Below are 19,634 nucleotides of genomic sequence, written 5' to 3'. Positions count from 1 at the left end.
TAATGGCTGCGCCACAAGTTCAATATGCAGATCTGCACATTGATGAGCAATACAACCCAGAGTCAACGCGCCACGGCGACGTTTATTTCTCTCGTAGTGAAGGTATCGCCGAGAGCAAATACGTATTTCTTGAGCAAAATGATTTCCCTTCTCGCTGGTCACGGCAAAAAAACTGGTGTGTCGCTGAAACAGGATTTGGTACGGGCCTTAACTTTTATTTGTGTGCCCACTCCTTTTTGCAGCAGGCAAGTAGCGACTGCCAGCTGCATTTCGTGAGCTTTGAGAAATACCCCATCGCCCCAGAGCAGCTCGCAAAAATTCTCCCTGAGATAACAAAACAGTTTCCAGAGCTTCAAGCTCTAGCCGATTCACTTTTAGCACAATATCCTCTTCCTTTTGCGGGACTGCATCGAATTCAGATTCACCCTCAAATCACTCTCGATCTTTACTTCGGAGATATCTCAGATACTTTACCCGACTGGCAAAGCAATAATTATAATTGCGTAGACGCTTGGTTTTTAGACGGTTTCGCACCATCAAAAAACCCTGATATGTGGCAATCGAGTCTATACATGGGCGTATTTAATACGCTCAAAGCATCCGGTACATTTTCAACCTTTACTGCAACAGGTCATGTGCGAAGAGGTTTAAAGGCCGCGGGGTTACAGGTCAGTAAAGTGAAAGGTTTTGGTAATAAGAGGGAAATGCTAATAGGCAGAAAGCTAACGCTTGGTACAGCGAATACCCCGCATAGCCCTCACATAGTAATTGTGGGTGGCGGGATAGCCGCGGCGACATTGTTATACGCCCTTAAAACTTACCCAGGTAAAATTACTCATATTTACGATGTGTTAGCTGACGGAGCATCTGGCAACCCACAAGCTGCGATTTATCCGCCTTTGCAAGCGCAATGGAACACCTTTAGTGAATTTTACCTTCATGCATTTCTCTATGCCCAGCGTTTCTATCAACCTTTGCAAGAGCAAGCTATATTTTGGTCTGGAGTACATCTAAAACATCGCACGCCAGCAGACCGGGAACGTCAGCAAAAACTACTCGCACTTTACAAGAATCACCCACCAGTACTGTCGCCTAGTCCATTAGGCATCGAAATACCCCGTGCAGGTTGGGCAAAACCGGAACAGCTGGTTAGCAGTATGATTCGCGATACACATGATTACCGAGCACATCAACAGCTGCAAACCAAAGTCATAGAACAGAGTAAAGTAACTCAGGTACATAGCCACGGAAGAGGCGTGGTTATAAGCCTAAATTCACAACAAGAACCAGTGTCTGCGGAACGCATTATCTTTTGCACCGCACACCATCAAATTCCACAGCATAGCTTTTTGCCAATTCGACCTGTTCGCGGGCAAGTTACGCAACTACAATGGAAAGGCACACCAAGTCGTTTAACAGAATTGGCAGAACACGTTGTATGCGAGAAGTCCTATGCAACTCCTCCGCATAATGGCACGTTCTGTGTTGGCGCAACGTTCGATAAAAGCACGTCGGAAGCAGAAGTTAAAGACCAAGATAATCTGGAAAATATTGAACAATTTAACCAGATGAGCGGCGAACAATATCAAGCCTCAGACATTAAATCCTGCCGCGCTTCGGTTCGTGCCACCACGCCTGATCACCTTCCAATTGTTGGATTCACTAACAATGGCAAAGTGGGAATATTTTCAGGGTTAGGATCTCGAGGGTTCACTAGCGCTCCGATTCTAGCCGAAGCGCTCGCTAGTGAAATTTTAGGCAAACCAGCTCCATTTGGTCTGCGCATTCAACAAAGAGTATCGATAAATCGGTTCGAGCGTCGCTAGTTTATTTTAACGCAGGGTGCTCAACCGTTTTTCTAATTCTGTTCAGTAGCTTTTTCACTAACTCCCAATCGTGCTCAGCAAGTTCTTTTGCGTTGCTTTGTAAGCTCTGGTCTACCTCATCCCAAAACTTATCCACGTCCTGTTCTCCAGCCATGAGCAACTGAGCAGCAACCAAGTCAATATGACCACGCAAGTACCCACTAGCGAATAGTTCATCGTCGCTTCCATCTACAATCATACGGTCGAATTCTACTTCAAGTTGGTCTGCAACTTCGGTAATGCTTTTGCTCATTGAATTAGCCTATTTAAACAACTTAAGGAATGATTATATCGCCCCTAGACCTCAATTTCGACCGAGAACTTATTTCTAACCTTTGATACAATTACACTTTATTTCAAACCCATATATCAGTGTCGTTGAAGTTTTATGAGTGAATTTAAAATCGGACTATTTTATGGCTCGTCCACTTGCTATACCGAAATAGCTGCGGAGAAAATTCGTGACTTTATCGGGGCAGATATTGTTGAAATTCACAATATAAAAGACGTGCCGCTTAGTGAAACGCAAAACTACGAAATACTCATTTTCGGCATATCCACTTGGGACTTCGGTGAACTGCAAGACGACTGGGAAAGTCACTGGGAAGAAGCGAGCTCTTTAAATCTTCAAGGTAAAACCCTAGCCATATACGGCATGGGCGATCAGGAAGGTTATGCCGAGTGGTTCCAAGACGCTGTGGGTATGCTTCATGACGCGGTGCAGCAACCGGGCTTAAAAAGAATTGGTTATTGGCCCAATGAAGGTTACGAATTCATAGCATCTAAAGCGCTTACCCCTGATCGGAAGCAATTTGTCGGTCTAGCATTAGACGAAGACAGCCAATACGACCTTTCAGATGAGAGAATAGCTACTTGGTGTACGCAGGTTTTAGAGGAAATTGCAGGCAGCTAAACAGCCTGCAATTTTAACTCTTTCGCTAGTTGTTGAGCGAACGCTTCAACCGTTTCGGTAGTATAGGGTTGAGCAGGTAGTTTTCCCCATACTGGCGCGGGCCAAGCAGGGTCTGACTTAAACCTCACAACGTGATGTACATGCAGTTGCGACACCACATTGCCTAATGCAGCTACGTTTAGCTTATCCCCATTAAAGTGGCGCATTAACCACATGCTCAGTAACGACGACTCTTGCAACAACTGTTGCTGTTCCATCGCCTGTAACTCATAAGCTTCTGTTACACCCTCTACTCGAGGTACAAGAATTACCCAAGGGTACTGAGCGTCGTTCATGATCAGAACACGCGACAGTGGGAAATCTCCCACTGTCACTGTGTCTTTTTCTAATTGAGCGTTCAATTGCCAAGACATGAACTTAACCCTTAATGACGAATACTATTTTCGTCGCCAGCAAACACCTGACCAAAATAGCTGTCTTCATTCCAAGTTGGACGCTCTTGTGCATTCGCAACAGTTTTTCCAATCTCGAAATTAATATTGGTGAACGTTGCTGCAGCACCGTAACGAATACCACCGTAAACTTCAGTTAAAGTGCTAACCTCGTCGGTTGGGCGGTGGTACTGTTCACGCAAGAACTGATGCCAAATAGCGCCAGCATCTTCACCTTCTACCTGAGAATTAAATCCAGTCATTAGAAATACAGAAGGAATACCCTGCTTCACAAGCGTGTAATGATCTGAGCGAGTAAACAAAGCTTCTTCCGGCATTGGGTCTGGGCTACTAGTAATCGAGAACTTCTCTGCAGCAGTAGACACCGCACTATTCAATGAAGAATGATTAGCACCAAACGCAACAACATCTGCAAATGTATACAGTAACACCGGCATGTCTAGGTTTACGTTCGCAACAATGTTTTCAATCGGTACTGTTGGGTTATTCGCGAAGTAGTCCGCACCAAGCAACCCACGCTCTTCGGCAGTTACCGCGGCGAACAAAATAGAACGTTTAGGACGCTGTCCAGAAGCAGCTAAGTCAGAAAACATGCGTGCAGTTTCTAGCATAATAGAAACACCAGAGGCATTGTCCATCGCGCCATTATTGAACTCTTCTGGGCCTTCTACACTGCGTACCGGACCGATATGGTCAGAGTGAGCAGTATAAATAATATATTCGTCTTTAAGCTCTGGATCGCTGCCAGGTAGCATCGCAATAACGTTTGGACTGTCCATATCTTCATAGGTTGAAGATTTCTCAAGCGTAACCGTTAAACCAAGCGGCATACCTACCGGACGCTCGCCCTCGTCCATTTGCTGCCAAATTTGCTCTGGCTGCAAAGCAACTTCCGAGAATAACGCATCGGCAACTTCGTAATTTATGGTCGCAGCACCTTTAATTTCAGGGTAAGCATTTTGTGGCTCGCCATTAGGAGCGACCCAGCGCACGCGCGGTGCGTTTGCGTAAAAAATCATGCGCTCATAAGGGCGTGTTTCCGCGCGCTTCGGCGTGTGAATGCTTACAATACCCACAGCTCCGCGCTCAACAGCAAGTTGCGTTTTAATACTGTTTAGATGCGCAGCTTCTTCACTAGGAAGTCCATCCGGAAGACCTGAAAGCATAACCACAATAGCGCCTTCAACATCCAAGTTTGCGTAGTCGTTGATATCGAACTTATCAGACACCATTCCGTAACCTACGAATACTAATGGAGCCGTTACCGTAGATTCATTCTCAAAAACGCTTGGCCCCATAAGGAAGTCTCTTGGGTAAACAAGTTCTACGTTTTCACCGCTACTTTGATGAATGGTAAATTTTTGACTGTCAGGAGTAATACGAGCAGTTCTTAGAGGCACGCGTTGGTAGAAACCTTCGGTACCGGCTGGCTCTAGACCCATTTGCTGAAATTCTGCAGCAATATAAGCAGAGGCAATTTCGTGCTCTTGCGAACCCGTATCGCGGCCTTCTAATAAATCACTCGCTAAAAATTCCAGATGAGACTGAATGGCTTGAGCATTTGCTTCTATGTCTGTTTCTTGCTGGGATTCGCCACATCCAACCAATACAAGCGCCATACCTGCCAGAGCACTTAGCGCAGACTTTCGCCCTAAATAGTTTTTCATGATTACTCCTTTTTTATAGTCAGCGCAGTTTATCGACTTCTGGTCGCAGACGCCACATTTGGGGTTGATCAAAACCGCCGATGAATGTAATGTTATATTATTACATTAAATACAAGTAAGGGTTATCACCATGAAGTTTAAGAAGTCCTTCATCGCAAAACAGGTTATTACTGCTTTAGCGTTTTCTAGCGTAGCTGTTTCAGCCATGGCGCAAAATACTCAAGAAAACGACGTTGCCGACGAGCACGATCATGACTACGAACGTATCGTTGTTACAGCGTCACCATTGCAAAAATCAGCCGTCGACAGCGCTCAACCCATTTATGTGATGAGCCAAGACGAATTACGTCAGTCACAAGCGGCTACCTTAGGTGAAACTCTTAGAAGTATCGTAGGGGTTCAAGCCAGTTATTTTAGTCCTGTTTCTAGCAGCCCTATTATTCGTGGACTAGGCGGTCCTCGCGTACGCATCCTACAAAACGGCTTAGACGTCGCAGACATTTCTCGCGGCGGGCCAGATCATGCCGTATCAACAGAAACAAGTACTGCACAACAAGTCGAAATTTTCCGAGGTCCTTCTACCTTGCTTTTCGGTAGCGGCGCAAGCGGCGGTGTCGTAAATGTCGTTGATAACCGCGTTCCACGTTTTCTAGAGCAAGGCGTTTCAGGCGAATATGGTGTGCAATATAACGACGTAAGCGACGAAAAGCTTGTGAGTGGCGAATTTAATGCCCGTTCTGGAGACTTTGCCTTCCACCTTGACGCATTCAAGCGTGATGCAGATAACTACAGCGTGCCAGAGTTCACGAATGACGAAGGTGAAGTAACCGACCATATAGAAAACAGCTATACGGAAGATGAGGGTTATACCATTGGCTCAAGCTACCTTTTCAACGGCGGCTTCATTGGCTTTTCTGTAGGCCGTTTAGACCGTACCTACGGAATTCCGGGTCACTCGCATGGGCATGAAGACGAACATGCACATGAAGAAGAAGGCGCTCACGATGAGCATGAAGAACACGAGGAAGAAGGTGTTTACGCTCTATTCAAGCAAGACCGTTATCAACTGCTGAGTTCATTTGTGGAGCCAATGTCAGGTATTCAGCGCTTAGACATTAATTTTGGTTACTCAGAATTGTCTCATAACGAAATTGAAGAAGAATTAGTGGCTTCTGGTTTTGCTGTCGAGCAATCTGAACTAAGAGTTTCAGCAACGCATACCGCTGTTATGGGTTGGACGGGTGCATTCGGAGCACAATTCGAGCAACGTGAATATAGCTCGAATGGTGAAGAAGCTTATACGCCAACATCAGACACAGACCTAGCTGGTTTGTTCTGGCTTGTAGAGAAGCAATTTGGAGCGCTTACTGTAGAAGCCGGTGCTCGTTATGAAGAAGTTTCTCTAGAAACTGAAGAGTTCAATACGCTCGAATACACACCTATGAGTTTCTCGTTAGGCGCACGTTACAGTGTAAATGAAAATTTGAGCTTGGCATTTAACTCAAGCTACAGCGAGCGCGCACCACAAGCGAATGAACTGTTCTCTGACGGCGCACACCTTGCTACAGGAACCTACGAATTAGGTGGTGTTTATGAGCTGCATGAAGCTCACCACGAAGAAGAAGGTGCCCACGAAGAGCACGAGGGAGAAGAGGTTTATCATATTGAGCGACGCAGCAATGCGCTAGCCACCGAGAACTCACAGAACATCGACCTTGGATTGCATTACCAAGGTGATCGCTTCCACGTTGAAGCAAATGTGTTTTGGAATGAAATAGAAAACTTTATCTATCAACAAAACTCAGGTGTGTCTTCAGCTCAATTTGACGAACATGCTCACGAAGAACATGAAGGCGAAGCGCACGAAGAAGAACATGCTCACGGTGAACTTCCTGTCTATGTTTACCAGCAACAAGACGCGCGACTATATGGTTACGAGATTTCGGGTCATTACCAACTCAGTACGAATTGGCACGTAGATGCATTTACCGACTACACCCGCGCTAAGTTCGTAAACGGTGGCAATATTCCGCGTATTCCAGCACAACGCGTTGGCGCTACGCTTAAATATTTACAGCCTAATTGGGACACGTCTTTAAGCGTGACTCGCTACAACGAACAAGACAAGGTAGGTATTAACGAAGAGGCAACCGAAGGATTTTCTCTGGTGAACGTGCGAATGAATTACTACCCAGGACGTTTCGCAAACCAAGACTTCTCGGTTTACTTGAAAGTTGAAAACCTTACTGACGAACTAGGTTTTGTGCATAGCTCTTTCATTAAAGAGGACGCGCCATTACCCGGACGAAACGTGGGTATCGGAATTCGCGCTCACTTTTAAACCGGTCGAGTAACAAATCGAAGTTCTCCCTTAAATGCCGTAAGTGTGCACTTACGGCATTTTTTTATGTTGCTTTGATGGTTTTATTTTAAATACCTCCGAGGAAACCGATATAGTATCTAAACATCGTTTTAAGAAGAGTGAAGTTAGATGGCTACCCCTCATATTGAAGCTAACATAGGCGACATCGCGAAATGCGTTCTGATGCCCGGCGATCCCCTTCGTGCCAAATACATTGCCGAACATTATTTAGAAAACGCCACTCAATTTAATTCAGTACGAAATGTACTTGGCTACACAGGCACGTTTCAGGGGCATCGCGTTTCTGTAATGGCAAGCGGTATGGGTATGCCGAGCATGGGTATATACGCTTACGAGCTCTACAATTTTTATGGCGTCGACACTATTATTCGTATTGGTAGCTGCGGCAGTTACAGCGAAGCATTAAATATCGGTCAAGTACTCTTAGCTACAGAAGCTTTTTCAGAGTCATCATTTGCTCGCGTACAAAGTGGAGAAATGAGCGACACATTATTTCCCTCACATGGGTTATTACAGCATATATTGCAGAAGTCTAAGGCACTTAACATTAACCTCGACCAGGGCGCTATTCACAGTAGCGACGTGTTCTACCGACTTAATGAACATATTCCCGCATGCGTTAAGGAAAAAAGCCTCGTAGCTGTCGAAATGGAATCATTCGCTCTTTTTAATATCGCAAAATGCCTAGATAAGTCAGCCGCAGCGTTGCTTACGGTAACCGACTCCATGCTGACTAGTGAAAGTCTATCTTCGCACGCTCGCGAATCCAGTCTTAATGACATGATTACACTTGCACTTCATGCTGCGGTTACTTGGCAAGATTCTTAAGTCGAGTTATCTTATTCATAACATTCAAAGGTAAGGAACTTTCCAATTATGCGTTTTCTTTCTCGACGCCTCGTAATGCCTAACGACCTGAATTTTGCCGGCTCATTGTTCGGTGGACGTATTTTAGAGTGGATAGACGAAGAAGCTTACATTTTTGCATCTTGCCAATTAGAAGCAAAAAGCTTAGTGACCAAGCACATCGGCGCGATTACTTTTGAAGCCTCAGCTTTTCAAGGTGACGTAGTAGAGTTTGGGCTAGCCATTAAGCACGTAGGCAACAGTTCCATTAGCGTAACTTGTGTCGTACGCAACAAAGGAACCAAACAAAATATTTGTACCGCCGACGACATTGTTTTCGTTCATATCGACAGTGAAACCCGTAAACCGCTGCCACACGGCAAAACAAAAGAACAGCTCGATGAAATGAAATTCGAGTTGCCTTAACTTCAGATCTTGAATAAAGACCAATCTAGAAACAAAAAACCCAGCATGTTGCTGGGTTTTCTTTATTCGGTTGCTTGCTTGTTACTTATCCAAGAAAGCTCCCGCCAATGCAATAACAGGGGAAGCAGAAGGCTTACCATGTTGCCAGTTACCACCTTCAACACCACTACCTGCGATATCTATGTGTGTATATGGCAAAGGTGTATCGCTATTCTGACCATGTTTGTCTAAGCCAGCTACAGCGACTAAGAATGCCATGGGGAACTGGTGTCCGCGCACAGTAGTCGCAGAAGGTCCATTGTTCGACGACAATACATCATCTGCCTTCGTGCGGCCGCGAATAAAGTCGAAGTCTTCACGACGACTTGGCGAAAGTTCAACGCCGTCACCCCAGCTTTCGCCTGCGTCTAAAATACGCTGCACATATCCCTTAGACATTGCAGGCTTATTAGGCACTAAAGCCGCATAAGGTCCTTTTGCTAGAGCTGCGTGGCCTGTAAGGGTTGCGATAGTGTACAAAGAAGGGTTGGTAGCAGACACCGCTTCCTCAGTTAACTTCGCCAAAGGATCAGCCATAACTAAACGCCCTTCAGCATCGGTATTACCAATACGCACGCGAACTCCCGAGCGTCCGGTAATAATTTCGTCCGCTACGAATGCAAAGTTGTCGATGTTGTTGCGCACAAACGCCAGTTCAGCAACTACTTTCACGCCCTTAGGATTCAACCCAGCTAATGCTTTCACAAAACCAGCAACGGCCGCAGCACCACCTTTGTCACGGCTCATACCTGCCATGTGGCCACCAGTTTTCAGGTCAGCACCTCCCGTATCGTAGGTAATCCCCTTACCCACAAGGAAAATAGACTCTTCGATAGGTCCTTCGCCTTCAAACTCCAAACGGACAACAGCAGGTAGCTGCTTTTCCACTTCAAACGAAGCTCTAGCAACCGCACAAAGCAACGGATATTCATGCTCCAGTTGCATACGGTCGTCAATAACTTGCACAGAAACAGACGTTCCAGCGAAAGCTTCTTGGCAATATTCCGCCGCACGCTTCGGAGACATACGCTCTGGCTCGGTTCCACAAATGTCTCTTGCAACCCGACGCCCTGCTTCAATTGATTTTACGAAGCTGGGGTCAACATTGCCCACAACACCAACGGTTGCAAAAGGTTCTACGTCATCGCCATGATGTTCTCTGGCTTCTAATGACTCGTAATTACCTTGGTTAAAACCAAAGTATGCAGAGGCTAATGCCTTGTTCCATAGCGCGCCAGTAGGTACCGCAGTAACCATAAGTGCTGGCTTTTTCGCACCAGATGCTGCAACACGAGCGACAGCTTCGCGCGCGGCGTCGTAAAAACGTCTTACGTCGTCATAGTCGCGGTCTAATGGTCCTGTAGGCGCGAGTAACAAACGATTCCCCGGAGCTACTTCACAGGAAAGTACTGACAAAGTCTCGCCAACCGATGCGTCAAACATTTTCGCATTCTGTATTGCTGCTTGATAGTCACTGTCCAATTCAGAAAAGTTTGGACCGATAACGATAAGGGCGTCCCAGTCGCCACCTTCCAATGCTTCAAATGTTAAAACTTCCGGTGCTGCTAAAGCCATTAATCACCTCTTACTTTTAATCTTTAAAAGTTAACCTTTACGCCAACGCGTACCTTCAGGCCCGTCTTCCAAAACAATGTTCATAGCCTGTAGTGCGTCGCGCGCCTTATCTGCACGAGCCCAATCTTTTGCAGCTCGTGCGTCGTTGCGCTCTTGAATCAACGCTTCTATTTTACTTACTTCGTCGGTATCCGCTTGACCGCGCAGGAACTGCTCAGGGTCTTGCTCTAAAATACCAAGCACCGCGCCAAACTCTTTCATTAAGCTGACGCACATTCCCATTTCTTGCTGCTGGTTCTCTTGCCCTTTTAATCGGTTCAATTCGCGAGCCAAGTCAAAAATGACCGTCATAGCTTCAGGAACATTAAAGTCGTCGTCTAACGCAACTTTGAACTTTTCTCTATATACCGCTGCAAAGCTTTCGGTGGCAGCTACAGCCGTCACACCTCGTAAGGCGGTATAAAGTCGTTCAAGCGCACTTCGGGCTTGCTCTAAGTGGCTTTGAGAGTAATTCAACTGACTGCGATAATGCCCACTTAACAAGAAAAAGCGCACTGTTTCAGCGTCGAATGTTTTCAGTACGTCACGAATAGTAAAGAAGTTTCCTAACGACTTAGACATCTTTTCAGAATCAACCTGAACCATGCCTGTGTGCATCCAATAATTTACATATGGACTGTCATTAGCACAGCACGACTGTGCTATTTCATTTTCATGGTGCGGAAACTGTAGGTCTGAACCGCCACCATGAATGTCAAAATGCTTACCTAAATGTTTGCCATTCATTGCTGAACATTCAATATGCCAACCCGGTCTACCCTCTCCCCATGGAGAGCTCCAGCTCGGCTCACCCGCTTTTGCCTTTTTCCATAATACAAAGTCTAGCGGGTCTTCTTTTCCTTCAGCTACTGCAACACGAGCGCCCGACTGCAACTGTTCAATGGCTTGGCCGCTCAGTTTTCCATAATCAGGGAAACTACTTACGTCGAACAATACATCGCCAGAAGCGGAGACGTATGCGTGCTTCTTCTCTAGAAGCTGTTCAATCAGTGCAATAATTTCCGCCATGTGAGTGGTAACGCGTGGTTCAATATCCGGCTCTACTAAATTAAGCGCTGCAAAGTCTTCATGCATTAGCTTTAGGTTTTGCTCAGTTACAAAGTCGATAGACTGATTGGTTTCTTCTGCACGCTTAATTATTTTGTCGTCAACGTCCGTTACGTTACGCACGTAAGTCACGTCGTAACCTGAATAACGTAAATAGCGAACTGCCACATCGAACGCCACATAAGTTCGCGCATGACCAATGTGACAAAGGTCATAAATGGTTACGCCGCAGACATAAAGCCCAACTTTACCTTCCACTAAAGGTTTAAAAGTTTCTTTCTGGTGAGTAAGTGAATTATAGATCTGCAGCATCGTTCGCTCTGGTCTCCAAAGACTACCTGTGGTAAAACCCGAAGCTTACCATTATTGGCCGCTTCGAGGAACCGAATGAGCGACACATCTAAGCAAGAACTTGAGCAAAACCTACAAGCTCTAGCGGGACATCAACAAGAAGAAGATATTGCTAAACACCTTGCCAACGAATGGCAAAAAGCAGAAAACACCTTCAACAATGAAAGTGTGCACCATACTATCTCCATTTTTGGTAGTGCCCGCATTCCAGCGCCAGAAGAAAAGACCGATAGCGCGTGCTCTAAAATGTCTCGGTTCTATCAAGAAGCTCAGCAACTCGCCTATGAGCTTGGAAAGATCATCGAGGATTCACCGCACCAAGGGGTACGCCTGATTACCGGAGGTGGGCCAGGTATTATGGAGGCAGCAAGTAGGGGTTCCTTCGATGCAGGACATCCAAGTATAGGGCTGAATATAGTCATTCCGCGCGAGCAACGGTTGAACCCTTTTATTGCCGCAAAGCACAGTATTGAGTTTCAGTACTTCGCACTCCGTAAAATGTATTTTTTAAGAAGAGCAAAAGCACTCATTGTTTTTCCTGGAGGATTTGGCACGCTTGATGAGTTATTTGAAACATTAACTTTAATTCAAACCAAAAAAATGAAACGCGTTCCTGTAATTCTTTACGGTAAAGACTTTTGGGCTCGGTTGCTGGACCTGGCGGTATTGGAAGAATGCGGCTTAATAGACAACACCGACGAATCCTTATACCAAATCGTGGACTCGGTTCCCGAAGCATTAGAAGCCATGCAACCGGTTTTCTCATCGCTTAATAACAGCAAATAAGAAGAATCGATAAATCATAGCTTTTGTTTCCAATAACAGTGATATTCGCTACACTTCGCAGCGTATTCGCATTTAAACAGGATAAATTCATGTTCGTAACACTACACACTAACCACGGCGATATTCGTATTGAGCTCTTTGCTGAGCAAGCGCCAAAAACAGCAGCTAACTTTGTTAAGTACGCAGAAAGCGGTTTTTACGAAAATACTTTATTTCACCGTGTGATTAGCGACTTCATGATTCAAGGTGGTGGTTTCACCCCAGGTATGGAACAAAAGCCAACAGACGCACCGATTGAGAACGAAGCGAACAACGGTGTTTCTAACGAGCGCGGCACAATTTCTATGGCTCGTACGCAAGACCCACACTCGGCGACTTCGCAGTTTTTCATTAACGTGAAAGACAACAAGCCATTAGACTTTACGGGCGAAAACCCATATGGCTGGGGCTACTGTGTATTCGGTAAAGTTGTTGAAGGCATGGACGTAGTAGACAGCATTCGTGACGTAGACACAGGCCGCTCTGGTTACCATGCAGACGTACCTGTTGAAGATGTTGTGATTAAAAACGCTACTGTGGAAAAATGATCACACGATTCATATCTGATCTACACCTCAGTGAGAACAGGCCTGACATAACAGGCCTGTTTGTTTCTTTCCTAAGAGGTGAAGCAAGAGAAAGTGACGCGCTCTACATTCTCGGCGACCTGTTCGATTATTGGATTGGCGACGACGACCTGCGCCCATTTCACCTGCATATCATTCAAGAGCTGAAGAACGTAGTGGAATCAGGTGTTCCAGTTTACTTCATGGCAGGAAACAGAGACTTCTTGATTGGGAAAAAGTTTGCAGAGCTTACCGGCATAACCATACTTCCAGACCCTACCGTAGTCGACTTATATGGCACGCCTACCCTGCTACTTCATGGCGACACGCTTTGCACCCAAGACGAAGGCTACCAAAAATTTCGTAAAACAATTCGTAACCCTCTACTTCTGGGTATTCTTACTAAGCTTCCGCTTTCATGGCGCCGTAAGGTTGCACAAAAGCTACGCGCAAATAGTAAGAGCCAGCAGAACTTGTCTGCAGAGCAATTAGCTATGATGGATGCTACAGAAGAGGCGGTAGTGCAAGCGTTTGAAAGTCACAAAGTAGAACGCATGATTCACGGCCATACGCACCAGCCCGACATTCATGAACACCCATTGAGTGAGGGTAAAACCGGACTTCGTATCGTTTTAGGAGACTGGTACGAGCAAGGCAGCATTCTCGAGCTTACTGCCGACACCTTTATTCTGCGCAACGAACCTTTTAGCGAAGACGAAGATTAAGCGGGAACCCCACTGTGAAACCGAAGTTCATTGTCGGTAGAAGTGATTAACCCCGCTTCCACGTCCACTAGCCTTTGTATATCTGCACTAATGTCGCGCCCCGCAATTTCTTGCGCCAGCTTCAGATAATCCTCGAAATGACGCGCTTCAGAGCGTAACAAGCTTATATAAAATTTCTGCAGTTGCGAATCTAAATGCGGAGCTAAGGCAGCAAAACGTTCACACGACCGAGCCTCAATTAAACCACCCACAATAAGCTTGTCGATTAAAGTTTCAGGCTCGTAAGTACGCACATGGCTAAGTAAAGACGCTGCGTAACGGGAAGCACTTAAGGGCTGTATATCCATCTCTCGTTCACGCATAATTTCATAAACTTGAGTGAAGTGATGCAGCTCTTCTTTCATCAGAAGCAACATGCGGTCCACCATACGTCCCTGCCAATTACGCTTCTGCTCTTCAGTTTTGCGAATCCTAGGTATTTCCTTTTGTGCAGCAATAAGATCGTGATTAGCTTTGCGGTAAGCCACGTCTTCAAAGGGCACTAACCACTCCAAAACCTGACTCGCCTGTTCTTTCGTGAGCACATATTTACGAAGCAAGAAAGCAGCACTTTGTGCAGCCTTTAACTCACAGTGCAAATGATCAATAAGTAACGCATGTAACTCATCAGACCTTGCCGCTTCATTGATCCAAGCGGCTGGAGTAGATGAGCCCAAAAAACCATGAATCGGTTCTAGTAAATGGTTCATTTCACCTTGGCTTACTGATGTTTCGCTCACTACAACGCACCTATAGATAGTTAACCTTTATATAACAAAAAGTTCTGAACAGTTTTTGTTCAGAATGTTTCATTCTTGATTTCAAAGCTCGTTCGCTCCGTATAATGGAGTCGACAACAGGTGTATTTTTGTTGATGGTCAACGAGTCAATGCACTTCAAGGAGTAGTTATGATACTAAATCATATTTGGGGACTCTACTTTCATCCGCTAAGAGAATGGAAAACCATCGATGAGCGTCATGAAAGCCTAAGATTTTCCCTTTCACACATATTATTGGTTGCGCTAATTCCAGCGTTCTGTGCGTATTATGCGTCTTCGAACATTGGCTGGAACATTGGGGCGCGAGAGCATATTTTCATATCTGAACAAAGTGCGACCATTATGGCAGTGCTTATGTACGCAGGTTTGATTGCTGGCGTATTAGCACTCTCCTACTTGGTGCATTGGATGGCGAAAACTTTCGGTGCTAAGCCTACTTTTACCCAGTCGTTGGAACTTGCTGCATACACGGCAACTCCGGTACTTATGTCGGGTATTAGTGCGCTTTACCCAGAACTCTGGTTTGTAAGTGTTGTGTTCTTAGGTGGGGTAGCTTACTCGGTTTACCTACTGTACACGGGCGTGCCGATTTTAATGCACATTCCTGAAGAGCGCGGATTTATGTACGCAAGCTCTGTAGTTACAGCTGGGTTAATCTTAATGGTTGTACTTATGGTGACCACGGCAATTTTATGGACAAATGGTTTTGCGCCAACTTTTGAACACGCGTAATTTCTAAGTTTGTCCTTGTGAAAGAAAGCGCCTACCTGGGCGCTTTTTTATTATCTGTAACCCTGATCTTTAGTTAAACTAACCACCGTAACCCTACTACATAGAATTTTGGTACTTGGGAAAAGCACATGCTGAACATGAACTTTAACGAACGAGTGGTTATCGACACCAATGCAATTAACTGGGAGCCTAGTCCCATGCAAGGGGTTGATCGTAAAAAGCTTGCGCGTGAAGAAGCCGAGCAAGGGCACGCAACCAGTATTGTTCGCTATGCACCAGGCTCTGAGTTTAAAGCTCATGCCCATCCGTTAGGTGAGGAAATACTGGTGCTCGACGGTGTCTTTTCCGACGAACACGGTGATTACCCAGCAGGTACCTACTTTAGAAATCCTCCAGGCACATCCCATGCACCTTTCTCAAAAGAAGGCTGTACTTTATTCGTGAAATTGCATCAGTTCGATCCGCGCGATCTAAAGCAGTTTGCAATCAACACAAATGAACAAGAATGGCTACCAGGTATAGGGGGTTTGCAGGTTATGCCACTGCATGACTTCGAACATGAACACGTTGCACTTGTGAAGTGGCCTGCGGGCGGGGTGTTTAAACATCACCGACACTTCGGCGGAGAAGAGATACTGGTTCTCTCTGGCGTGTTTCGGGACGAAAATGGCAGTTACCCTGCCGGAACATGGTTACGCAGCCCACACAATAGCGAACATACGCCTTTTGTAGAGGAAGAAACCGTTATTTGGGTGAAAACCGGGCATCTTCCTCTACCCTATTAGTTAAACCGCTTATTCATCTTCTTGCTGACGAAATCGGTCAAACCAATAGGTGACATAAGCAGGTTTAGCCATCAGCTGACTGGGTCTAACATGCAGCGCATGCGAAGCCCCCGGAACTCTCACCATTGCAGACTCTACGCCTCTAAGCTGCAATGCTTGATAATACTGTTCTGTTTCTGAAATCGGTGTGCGGTGATCTGACTCACCAGTAAATAATAATGTTGGTGTGTTGACCTGACCAACATAAGAAATAGGCGAGTACTTCAGGTAATGCTCAGGAATATCCCATGGAAACCCAGGGAACCAATATTGGGTAAAGTAATTATACAAATCCGCATTTAATACGAAGCTGTACCAATTAATGACTGGGTTCACGGCAACTGCTGCTGCAAATCGGTCGGTATGCGCGATACTCCATGTCGTAAGAACACCACCACCGCTACCCCCAGTAATAAAGAGTTCTTCTTCGTTGATAAAGCCACGGTCAATGACCGCGTCAACACCATCCATTAAGTCTTGAAAGTCATGACTTGGGTAGTTGTGATGAATCTCATTACCAAAACTCATGCCATAACTGGTACTGCCGCGAGGATTCGTATAAAGCACGACATATCCTTTCGCCGCCATAAGTTGTAATTCCATGGCAAAAACATCGCCATAGGCAGCATGCGGTCCACCGTGAATCTCAAGAATCAGAGGATATTTTTTGGTGTCGTCGAAACCAGGTGGATACATAATCCATCCTTGTATGGGTAGCTCGTCAATAGTCGACTCGTACCAAAACATTTCAACATCGGCGATTTCACGCGCCATGTCTAAGTCGTCATTAAACTGAGTAAGCGTTTCCGCACCTGAACGTCGAACCGCAGCAAGCTCTGCAGGGCGCGAAGTACTGGCTTGGGTATACACCAGTAAACCATCGTCTGAAACACTGAAGTCTCCGCCTAGGTATGGACGACTGTAAGCACTGCCACCAAGGTCGTTCACCAACACTGTGTGTCTGCCGCGCAAGGTTTGATTCGCAAGAATGCCACGCCCTTCGCTGTTATACGAAACGACAAGCTCTCTGCTGTTTTCTTTCCACGCAAAATCGTTAATGCTTCTATCGAGTTCGCCTGTAAGTACTTCAATGTCCGAACCGTCAATGTTCATCACATAAAGTTTGTTCTGCTGGTAAGCCAAGCGCTGATCGTCAAAACCTAAAAACGCGATACGCCGTCCATCAGGCGAAACTTTAGGACTCGAGTCTGGCCCCGAGCGCTGGGTGATTTGTTGCAACTCCTGCGTTTCAACATCAATGCTAAAAATCTCTGAATTCAAAGGTTGGGATTTCCAGTCTTCGTGGCGGTTAGCAGAAAAAAAGATTCGGTCACTTTCAGATGCCCAACTTAACTGTCCTGAATGATGAAAATTTCCCGATGTGAGTTGTATTGCAGTTCCACCAGCTGAAGGCACGACATAAAGGTGACGATATCCGTCAGGAAGGTAGCCAGCGCCATCTGAACGGTAGTTCATGCTATCAATAAACTTCGGTGGAGCCGCCCAATCAGCGCCCGCGGGCTGTCCAGGAAGTTGTAGAGGTGCCGTATTACTACCTGCTGTAAACATTGAAAAAGCGAGCCAGTGACCATTTGGCGACCATTCGACAGAACTCGGTGAACTCGCAAGCTGGGTAATTTGACTAACGCGACCACTTTCTAACCAATACATATGAATTTGACCATCTGCGATAAACGCAATTCGGTCACCGGTGGGAGACCATCGTGGCGAGTAGGCGTTTATATTCATATCGAGAAGCGCTTGTAAGTTCTCGCCATCTTCTTGCACGATCCACAACGACATACGTCTTCTATCCGTCTGTCGGTCCATCCAGTTTCTCACGAAGACAATGCTTTCTCCGTCGGGGCTAGGTTGTGGATCACTCACAAACTCCATTTCAAAGACATCATCGAACTGCAATGGCTGAATCTGATTCTCGGCCTGCTCTGACGGCTCTGCAGCTACTGTGAAAACAAAGAGTAGAACCGATAAACCTAGAAAAATATTATGCGCTCTCATGCTATAACCCTTCAGTAGTTTGAAGTTTTATATTAGCTCAAAGAAAGCGAAAGTAGAGGGTAACTAGTTCAACGGGTATTAAAGTGCGTTTATTGCAAACAAGTTCTGGGTGTTTTTCAATATTTGCGTCTGAATTTCGGCAGCAGATTCTGATCGTAGCTCACACAATGCACGAAAGATATGTGTTATGTTTTTTGGCTCGTTTCGTTGACCTTGCTTGCCTTCAATAGGCATATCTGGACTATCGGTTTCTAAAATCAAAGATTCGAGCGGCACTCGGGAAATGGCGTCTCGTGTTTTCTTAGCGCGAGCGTATGTAATCACACCACCCACGCCCAACTTAAAGCCCATTTCATACCAGCTCATTGCTTGTTCATAGCTACCACTGAAGGCGTGAAGTAACCCAGAGTCACTGCGGGAGCCAAGTATGTTTTTAACAGCAACAAGTAAATCGTTTTGCGTTTTCTGATGGTGCAACACCACACAGCGCTTTAAACCTTCAGCTATTTCTAGTTGCTGATGGAATAGTTTCAATTGAATTTCGTAGCTCTCTATACGGCTGTCTAAACCAATCTCGCCAACAAAAGCCAGCGGGTAAAGATCAAGAAAGTGCTCCAGAGCCATTATATCTGCAGGCACATGCTGACTTATAAAGTATGGATGCAACCCGAAGCCTATTGAGCTTTGCATATATTGCTCATGGAAAGAGACTAGCCTCGGCCAAGTGTCTTTCGACACGCCCGGAACTACAAAATGGTTTATACCAACGTTTTCTGCAGCTTGCACAACCGCTTCGCGATCAGTGTCAAACTCTGGAAAGTCGAGGTGGCAATGGCTATCAATCAGTGTCGGAGGATTCTGGCTCATGCTTCTTTCCACGAATCAGAACGGGTTTTCTACGTCGAATAAACGCTACAGCGACCATAAAGCCCGCGAAAAAAGCGAGTAAGGTTAAATAGGCGTTCTCACGTAAAATACCTCGGTGATAAGGGCGAGACTCTGCCATTATACGGTCGTAGTCGAAGGTAATGCGTACAAAGCCCAATAGATTAGCGCCAGCACCATCACGGTCTAGTACCGGTTCTACCATAGGTACGGCCCATATCACCTCGGGTAAAGTTTGCAAATATTCATGAATAGGTTGGTCGTGGCCTGCTCGAACAATGGTTTGCCCCCACTCGTCTTGAATGGCCACTTCTAGGACAACACTTTGCGCCACCAAATGGTTCGCTAAACTCTCGAGTGCTTCTTCATTTTCCTCTAAAAACCATATCCGTGCTTCGTGCTGCGCTTGCGACATGCTCAGTCGCGCAGACCGTTCGGTTTGAGCCATTAACGCAGCCTCACCTCGAGCTTTGGTTTGTAAAAACGTGTCGGCAATAGCAATGAAAAACAGTGTAGCTATCGCTAGGTAAAGCCCCCGGCGAATCCATCTGTCTTCTCTAAAGTGCCAACGGAAAGTCCGTTTCGTTCTAATCTCGGTTTGCATGAGCACACTTT

The 19,634-nt window shown here is 45.8% G+C and carries 19 protein-coding genes; 10 read left to right on the top strand and 9 right to left on the bottom strand.

Annotated features, from left to right (window positions below; translation table 11 throughout):
- The first annotated feature begins 2 nt into the window (after positions 1-2).
- A complete protein-coding gene (gene mnmD, locus DQX04_RS00240; RefSeq protein ID WP_111913798.1) occupies positions 3-1,826 on the top strand; it encodes a tRNA (5-methylaminomethyl-2-thiouridine)(34)-methyltransferase MnmD in 1,824 nt (607 codons plus the stop codon).
- Position 1,827: 1 nt separating this feature from the next.
- Here mnmD and DQX04_RS00235 read toward each other — a convergent pair whose 3' ends face one another.
- Complete coding sequence (locus DQX04_RS00235; protein ID WP_111913797.1) at positions 1,828-2,118, bottom strand: YfcL family protein; 291 nt, start codon at positions 2,116-2,118, stop codon at positions 1,828-1,830.
- Positions 2,119-2,253: 135 nt separating this feature from the next.
- On the opposite strand from DQX04_RS00235, the gene fldB reads away from it, so the two are divergent.
- A complete protein-coding gene (fldB, locus tag DQX04_RS00230; protein WP_111913796.1) occupies positions 2,254-2,778 on the top strand; it encodes a flavodoxin FldB in 525 nt (174 codons plus the stop codon).
- Here the strand turns inward: fldB and DQX04_RS00225 are convergent.
- Positions 2,775-3,191, bottom strand: coding sequence for an HIT domain-containing protein (locus DQX04_RS00225; RefSeq protein ID WP_111913795.1), 417 nt, complete (start codon positions 3,189-3,191; stop codon positions 2,775-2,777). The genes fldB and DQX04_RS00225 overlap by 4 nt on opposite strands.
- Positions 3,192-3,202: 11 nt before the next feature.
- Entirely contained in the window at positions 3,203-4,897 is a 1,695-nt protein-coding gene (locus DQX04_RS00220; protein WP_207801064.1) for a M28 family metallopeptidase, read from the bottom strand.
- Between the two features lie 130 nt (positions 4,898-5,027).
- Between DQX04_RS00220 and DQX04_RS00215 the strand changes: the two genes are divergently transcribed.
- From DQX04_RS00215 to DQX04_RS00205, 3 genes are all read left to right on the top strand, one after another.
- Complete coding sequence (locus DQX04_RS00215) at positions 5,028-7,238, top strand: TonB-dependent receptor (RefSeq protein WP_111913794.1); 2,211 nt, start codon at positions 5,028-5,030, stop codon at positions 7,236-7,238.
- A gap of 150 nt (positions 7,239-7,388) precedes the next feature.
- Entirely contained in the window at positions 7,389-8,108 is a 720-nt protein-coding gene (gene deoD, locus DQX04_RS00210) for a purine-nucleoside phosphorylase (protein WP_111913793.1), read from the top strand.
- A gap of 48 nt (positions 8,109-8,156) precedes the next feature.
- Entirely contained in the window at positions 8,157-8,552 is a 396-nt protein-coding gene (locus DQX04_RS00205) for an acyl-CoA thioesterase (protein WP_111913792.1), read from the top strand.
- An 81-nt stretch (positions 8,553-8,633) separates the two neighbouring features.
- On the opposite strand, the gene DQX04_RS00200 is transcribed toward DQX04_RS00205, so the two are convergent.
- Positions 8,634-10,166 carry a leucyl aminopeptidase family protein gene (locus DQX04_RS00200; protein ID WP_111913791.1) on the bottom strand — a complete coding sequence of 511 codons (1,533 nt, stop codon included), beginning with the start codon at positions 10,164-10,166 and terminating at the stop codon, positions 8,634-8,636.
- Positions 10,167-10,196: 30 nt separating this feature from the next.
- Positions 10,197-11,585 (bottom strand): cysteine--tRNA ligase, encoded by a 1,389-nt coding sequence (cysS, locus tag DQX04_RS00195; RefSeq protein WP_111913790.1) that lies wholly within the window; start codon positions 11,583-11,585, stop codon positions 10,197-10,199.
- 75 nt (positions 11,586-11,660) lie between these two features.
- On the opposite strand from cysS, the gene DQX04_RS00190 reads away from it, so the two are divergent.
- From DQX04_RS00190 to lpxH, 3 genes are all read left to right on the top strand, one after another.
- On the top strand, positions 11,661-12,410 hold the full coding sequence (locus DQX04_RS00190) for a TIGR00730 family Rossman fold protein (protein WP_111913789.1): 750 nt from the start codon (positions 11,661-11,663) through the stop codon (positions 12,408-12,410).
- An 89-nt stretch (positions 12,411-12,499) separates the two neighbouring features.
- Positions 12,500-12,997 (top strand): peptidylprolyl isomerase, encoded by a 498-nt coding sequence (locus DQX04_RS00185; RefSeq protein WP_111913788.1) that lies wholly within the window; start codon positions 12,500-12,502, stop codon positions 12,995-12,997.
- A complete protein-coding gene (gene lpxH / locus DQX04_RS00180; protein WP_111913787.1) occupies positions 12,994-13,740 on the top strand; it encodes a UDP-2,3-diacylglucosamine diphosphatase in 747 nt (248 codons plus the stop codon). The genes DQX04_RS00185 and lpxH overlap by 4 nt, the downstream gene beginning before the upstream one ends.
- Here lpxH and miaE read toward each other — a convergent pair.
- On the bottom strand, positions 13,737-14,519 hold the full coding sequence (miaE, locus tag DQX04_RS00175) for a tRNA isopentenyl-2-thiomethyl-A-37 hydroxylase MiaE (protein WP_243699857.1): 783 nt from the start codon (positions 14,517-14,519) through the stop codon (positions 13,737-13,739). The genes lpxH and miaE overlap by 4 nt on opposite strands.
- A gap of 169 nt (positions 14,520-14,688) precedes the next feature.
- Between miaE and DQX04_RS00170 the strand changes: the two genes are divergently transcribed.
- Both DQX04_RS00170 and DQX04_RS00165 read left to right on the top strand, forming a co-directional pair.
- Positions 14,689-15,291 (top strand): Yip1 family protein, encoded by a 603-nt coding sequence (locus tag DQX04_RS00170; RefSeq protein WP_111913786.1) that lies wholly within the window; start codon positions 14,689-14,691, stop codon positions 15,289-15,291.
- A gap of 128 nt (positions 15,292-15,419) precedes the next feature.
- A complete protein-coding gene (locus DQX04_RS00165) occupies positions 15,420-16,076 on the top strand; it encodes a cupin domain-containing protein (protein ID WP_111913785.1) in 657 nt (218 codons plus the stop codon).
- Positions 16,077-16,085: 9 nt separating this feature from the next.
- On the opposite strand, the gene DQX04_RS00160 is transcribed toward DQX04_RS00165, so the two are convergent.
- From DQX04_RS00160 to DQX04_RS00150, 3 genes are all read right to left on the bottom strand, one after another.
- Positions 16,086-18,134: a S9 family peptidase gene (locus tag DQX04_RS00160; protein WP_111913784.1), complete on the bottom strand. Its 2,049-nt coding sequence runs from the start codon at positions 18,132-18,134 to the stop codon at positions 16,086-16,088.
- A gap of 78 nt (positions 18,135-18,212) precedes the next feature.
- Positions 18,213-19,001 carry a TatD family hydrolase gene (locus DQX04_RS00155; RefSeq protein WP_111913783.1) on the bottom strand — a complete coding sequence of 263 codons (789 nt, stop codon included), beginning with the start codon at positions 18,999-19,001 and terminating at the stop codon, positions 18,213-18,215.
- Positions 18,973-19,623, bottom strand: a complete 651-nt coding sequence (locus DQX04_RS00150) for an AhpA/YtjB family protein (RefSeq protein WP_111913782.1) — start codon at positions 19,621-19,623, stop codon at positions 18,973-18,975. The genes DQX04_RS00155 and DQX04_RS00150 overlap by 29 nt, the downstream gene beginning before the upstream one ends.
- Positions 19,624-19,634 lie beyond the last annotated feature (11 nt).

It is taken from the genome of Aliidiomarina sp. B3213 (assembly GCF_003290085.1).
Classification (GTDB): Bacteria; Pseudomonadota; Gammaproteobacteria; order Enterobacterales; family Alteromonadaceae; genus Aliidiomarina.
This window is presented reverse-complemented; position numbering and strand designations above follow the sequence as displayed.

What these genes read in the sequence shown, in the direction of transcription:
- mnmD (WP_111913798.1), top strand. Translation starts at nt 3, where the DNA reads ATGGCTGCGCCACAAGTTCAATATGCAGATCTGCACATTGATGAGCAA.
- DQX04_RS00235 (WP_111913797.1), bottom strand. Translation starts at nt 2,118, where the DNA reads ATGAGCAAAAGCATTACCGAAGTTGCAGACCAACTTGAAGTAGAATTC.
- fldB (WP_111913796.1), top strand. Translation starts at nt 2,254, where the DNA reads ATGAGTGAATTTAAAATCGGACTATTTTATGGCTCGTCCACTTGCTAT.
- DQX04_RS00225 (WP_111913795.1), bottom strand. Translation starts at nt 3,191, where the DNA reads ATGTCTTGGCAATTGAACGCTCAATTAGAAAAAGACACAGTGACAGTG.
- DQX04_RS00220 (WP_207801064.1), bottom strand. Translation starts at nt 4,897, where the DNA reads ATGAAAAACTATTTAGGGCGAAAGTCTGCGCTAAGTGCTCTGGCAGGT.
- DQX04_RS00215 (WP_111913794.1), top strand. Translation starts at nt 5,028, where the DNA reads ATGAAGTTTAAGAAGTCCTTCATCGCAAAACAGGTTATTACTGCTTTA.
- deoD (WP_111913793.1), top strand. Translation starts at nt 7,389, where the DNA reads ATGGCTACCCCTCATATTGAAGCTAACATAGGCGACATCGCGAAATGC.
- DQX04_RS00205 (WP_111913792.1), top strand. Translation starts at nt 8,157, where the DNA reads ATGCGTTTTCTTTCTCGACGCCTCGTAATGCCTAACGACCTGAATTTT.
- DQX04_RS00200 (WP_111913791.1), bottom strand. Translation starts at nt 10,166, where the DNA reads ATGGCTTTAGCAGCACCGGAAGTTTTAACATTTGAAGCATTGGAAGGT.
- cysS (WP_111913790.1), bottom strand. Translation starts at nt 11,585, where the DNA reads ATGCTGCAGATCTATAATTCACTTACTCACCAGAAAGAAACTTTTAAA.
- DQX04_RS00190 (WP_111913789.1), top strand. Translation starts at nt 11,661, where the DNA reads ATGAGCGACACATCTAAGCAAGAACTTGAGCAAAACCTACAAGCTCTA.
- DQX04_RS00185 (WP_111913788.1), top strand. Translation starts at nt 12,500, where the DNA reads ATGTTCGTAACACTACACACTAACCACGGCGATATTCGTATTGAGCTC.
- lpxH (WP_111913787.1), top strand. Translation starts at nt 12,994, where the DNA reads ATGATCACACGATTCATATCTGATCTACACCTCAGTGAGAACAGGCCT.
- DQX04_RS00170 (WP_111913786.1), top strand. Translation starts at nt 14,689, where the DNA reads ATGATACTAAATCATATTTGGGGACTCTACTTTCATCCGCTAAGAGAA.
- DQX04_RS00165 (WP_111913785.1), top strand. Translation starts at nt 15,420, where the DNA reads ATGCTGAACATGAACTTTAACGAACGAGTGGTTATCGACACCAATGCA.
- DQX04_RS00160 (WP_111913784.1), bottom strand. Translation starts at nt 18,134, where the DNA reads ATGAGAGCGCATAATATTTTTCTAGGTTTATCGGTTCTACTCTTTGTT.
- DQX04_RS00155 (WP_111913783.1), bottom strand. Translation starts at nt 19,001, where the DNA reads ATGAGCCAGAATCCTCCGACACTGATTGATAGCCATTGCCACCTCGAC.
- DQX04_RS00150 (WP_111913782.1), bottom strand. Translation starts at nt 19,623, where the DNA reads ATGCAAACCGAGATTAGAACGAAACGGACTTTCCGTTGGCACTTTAGA.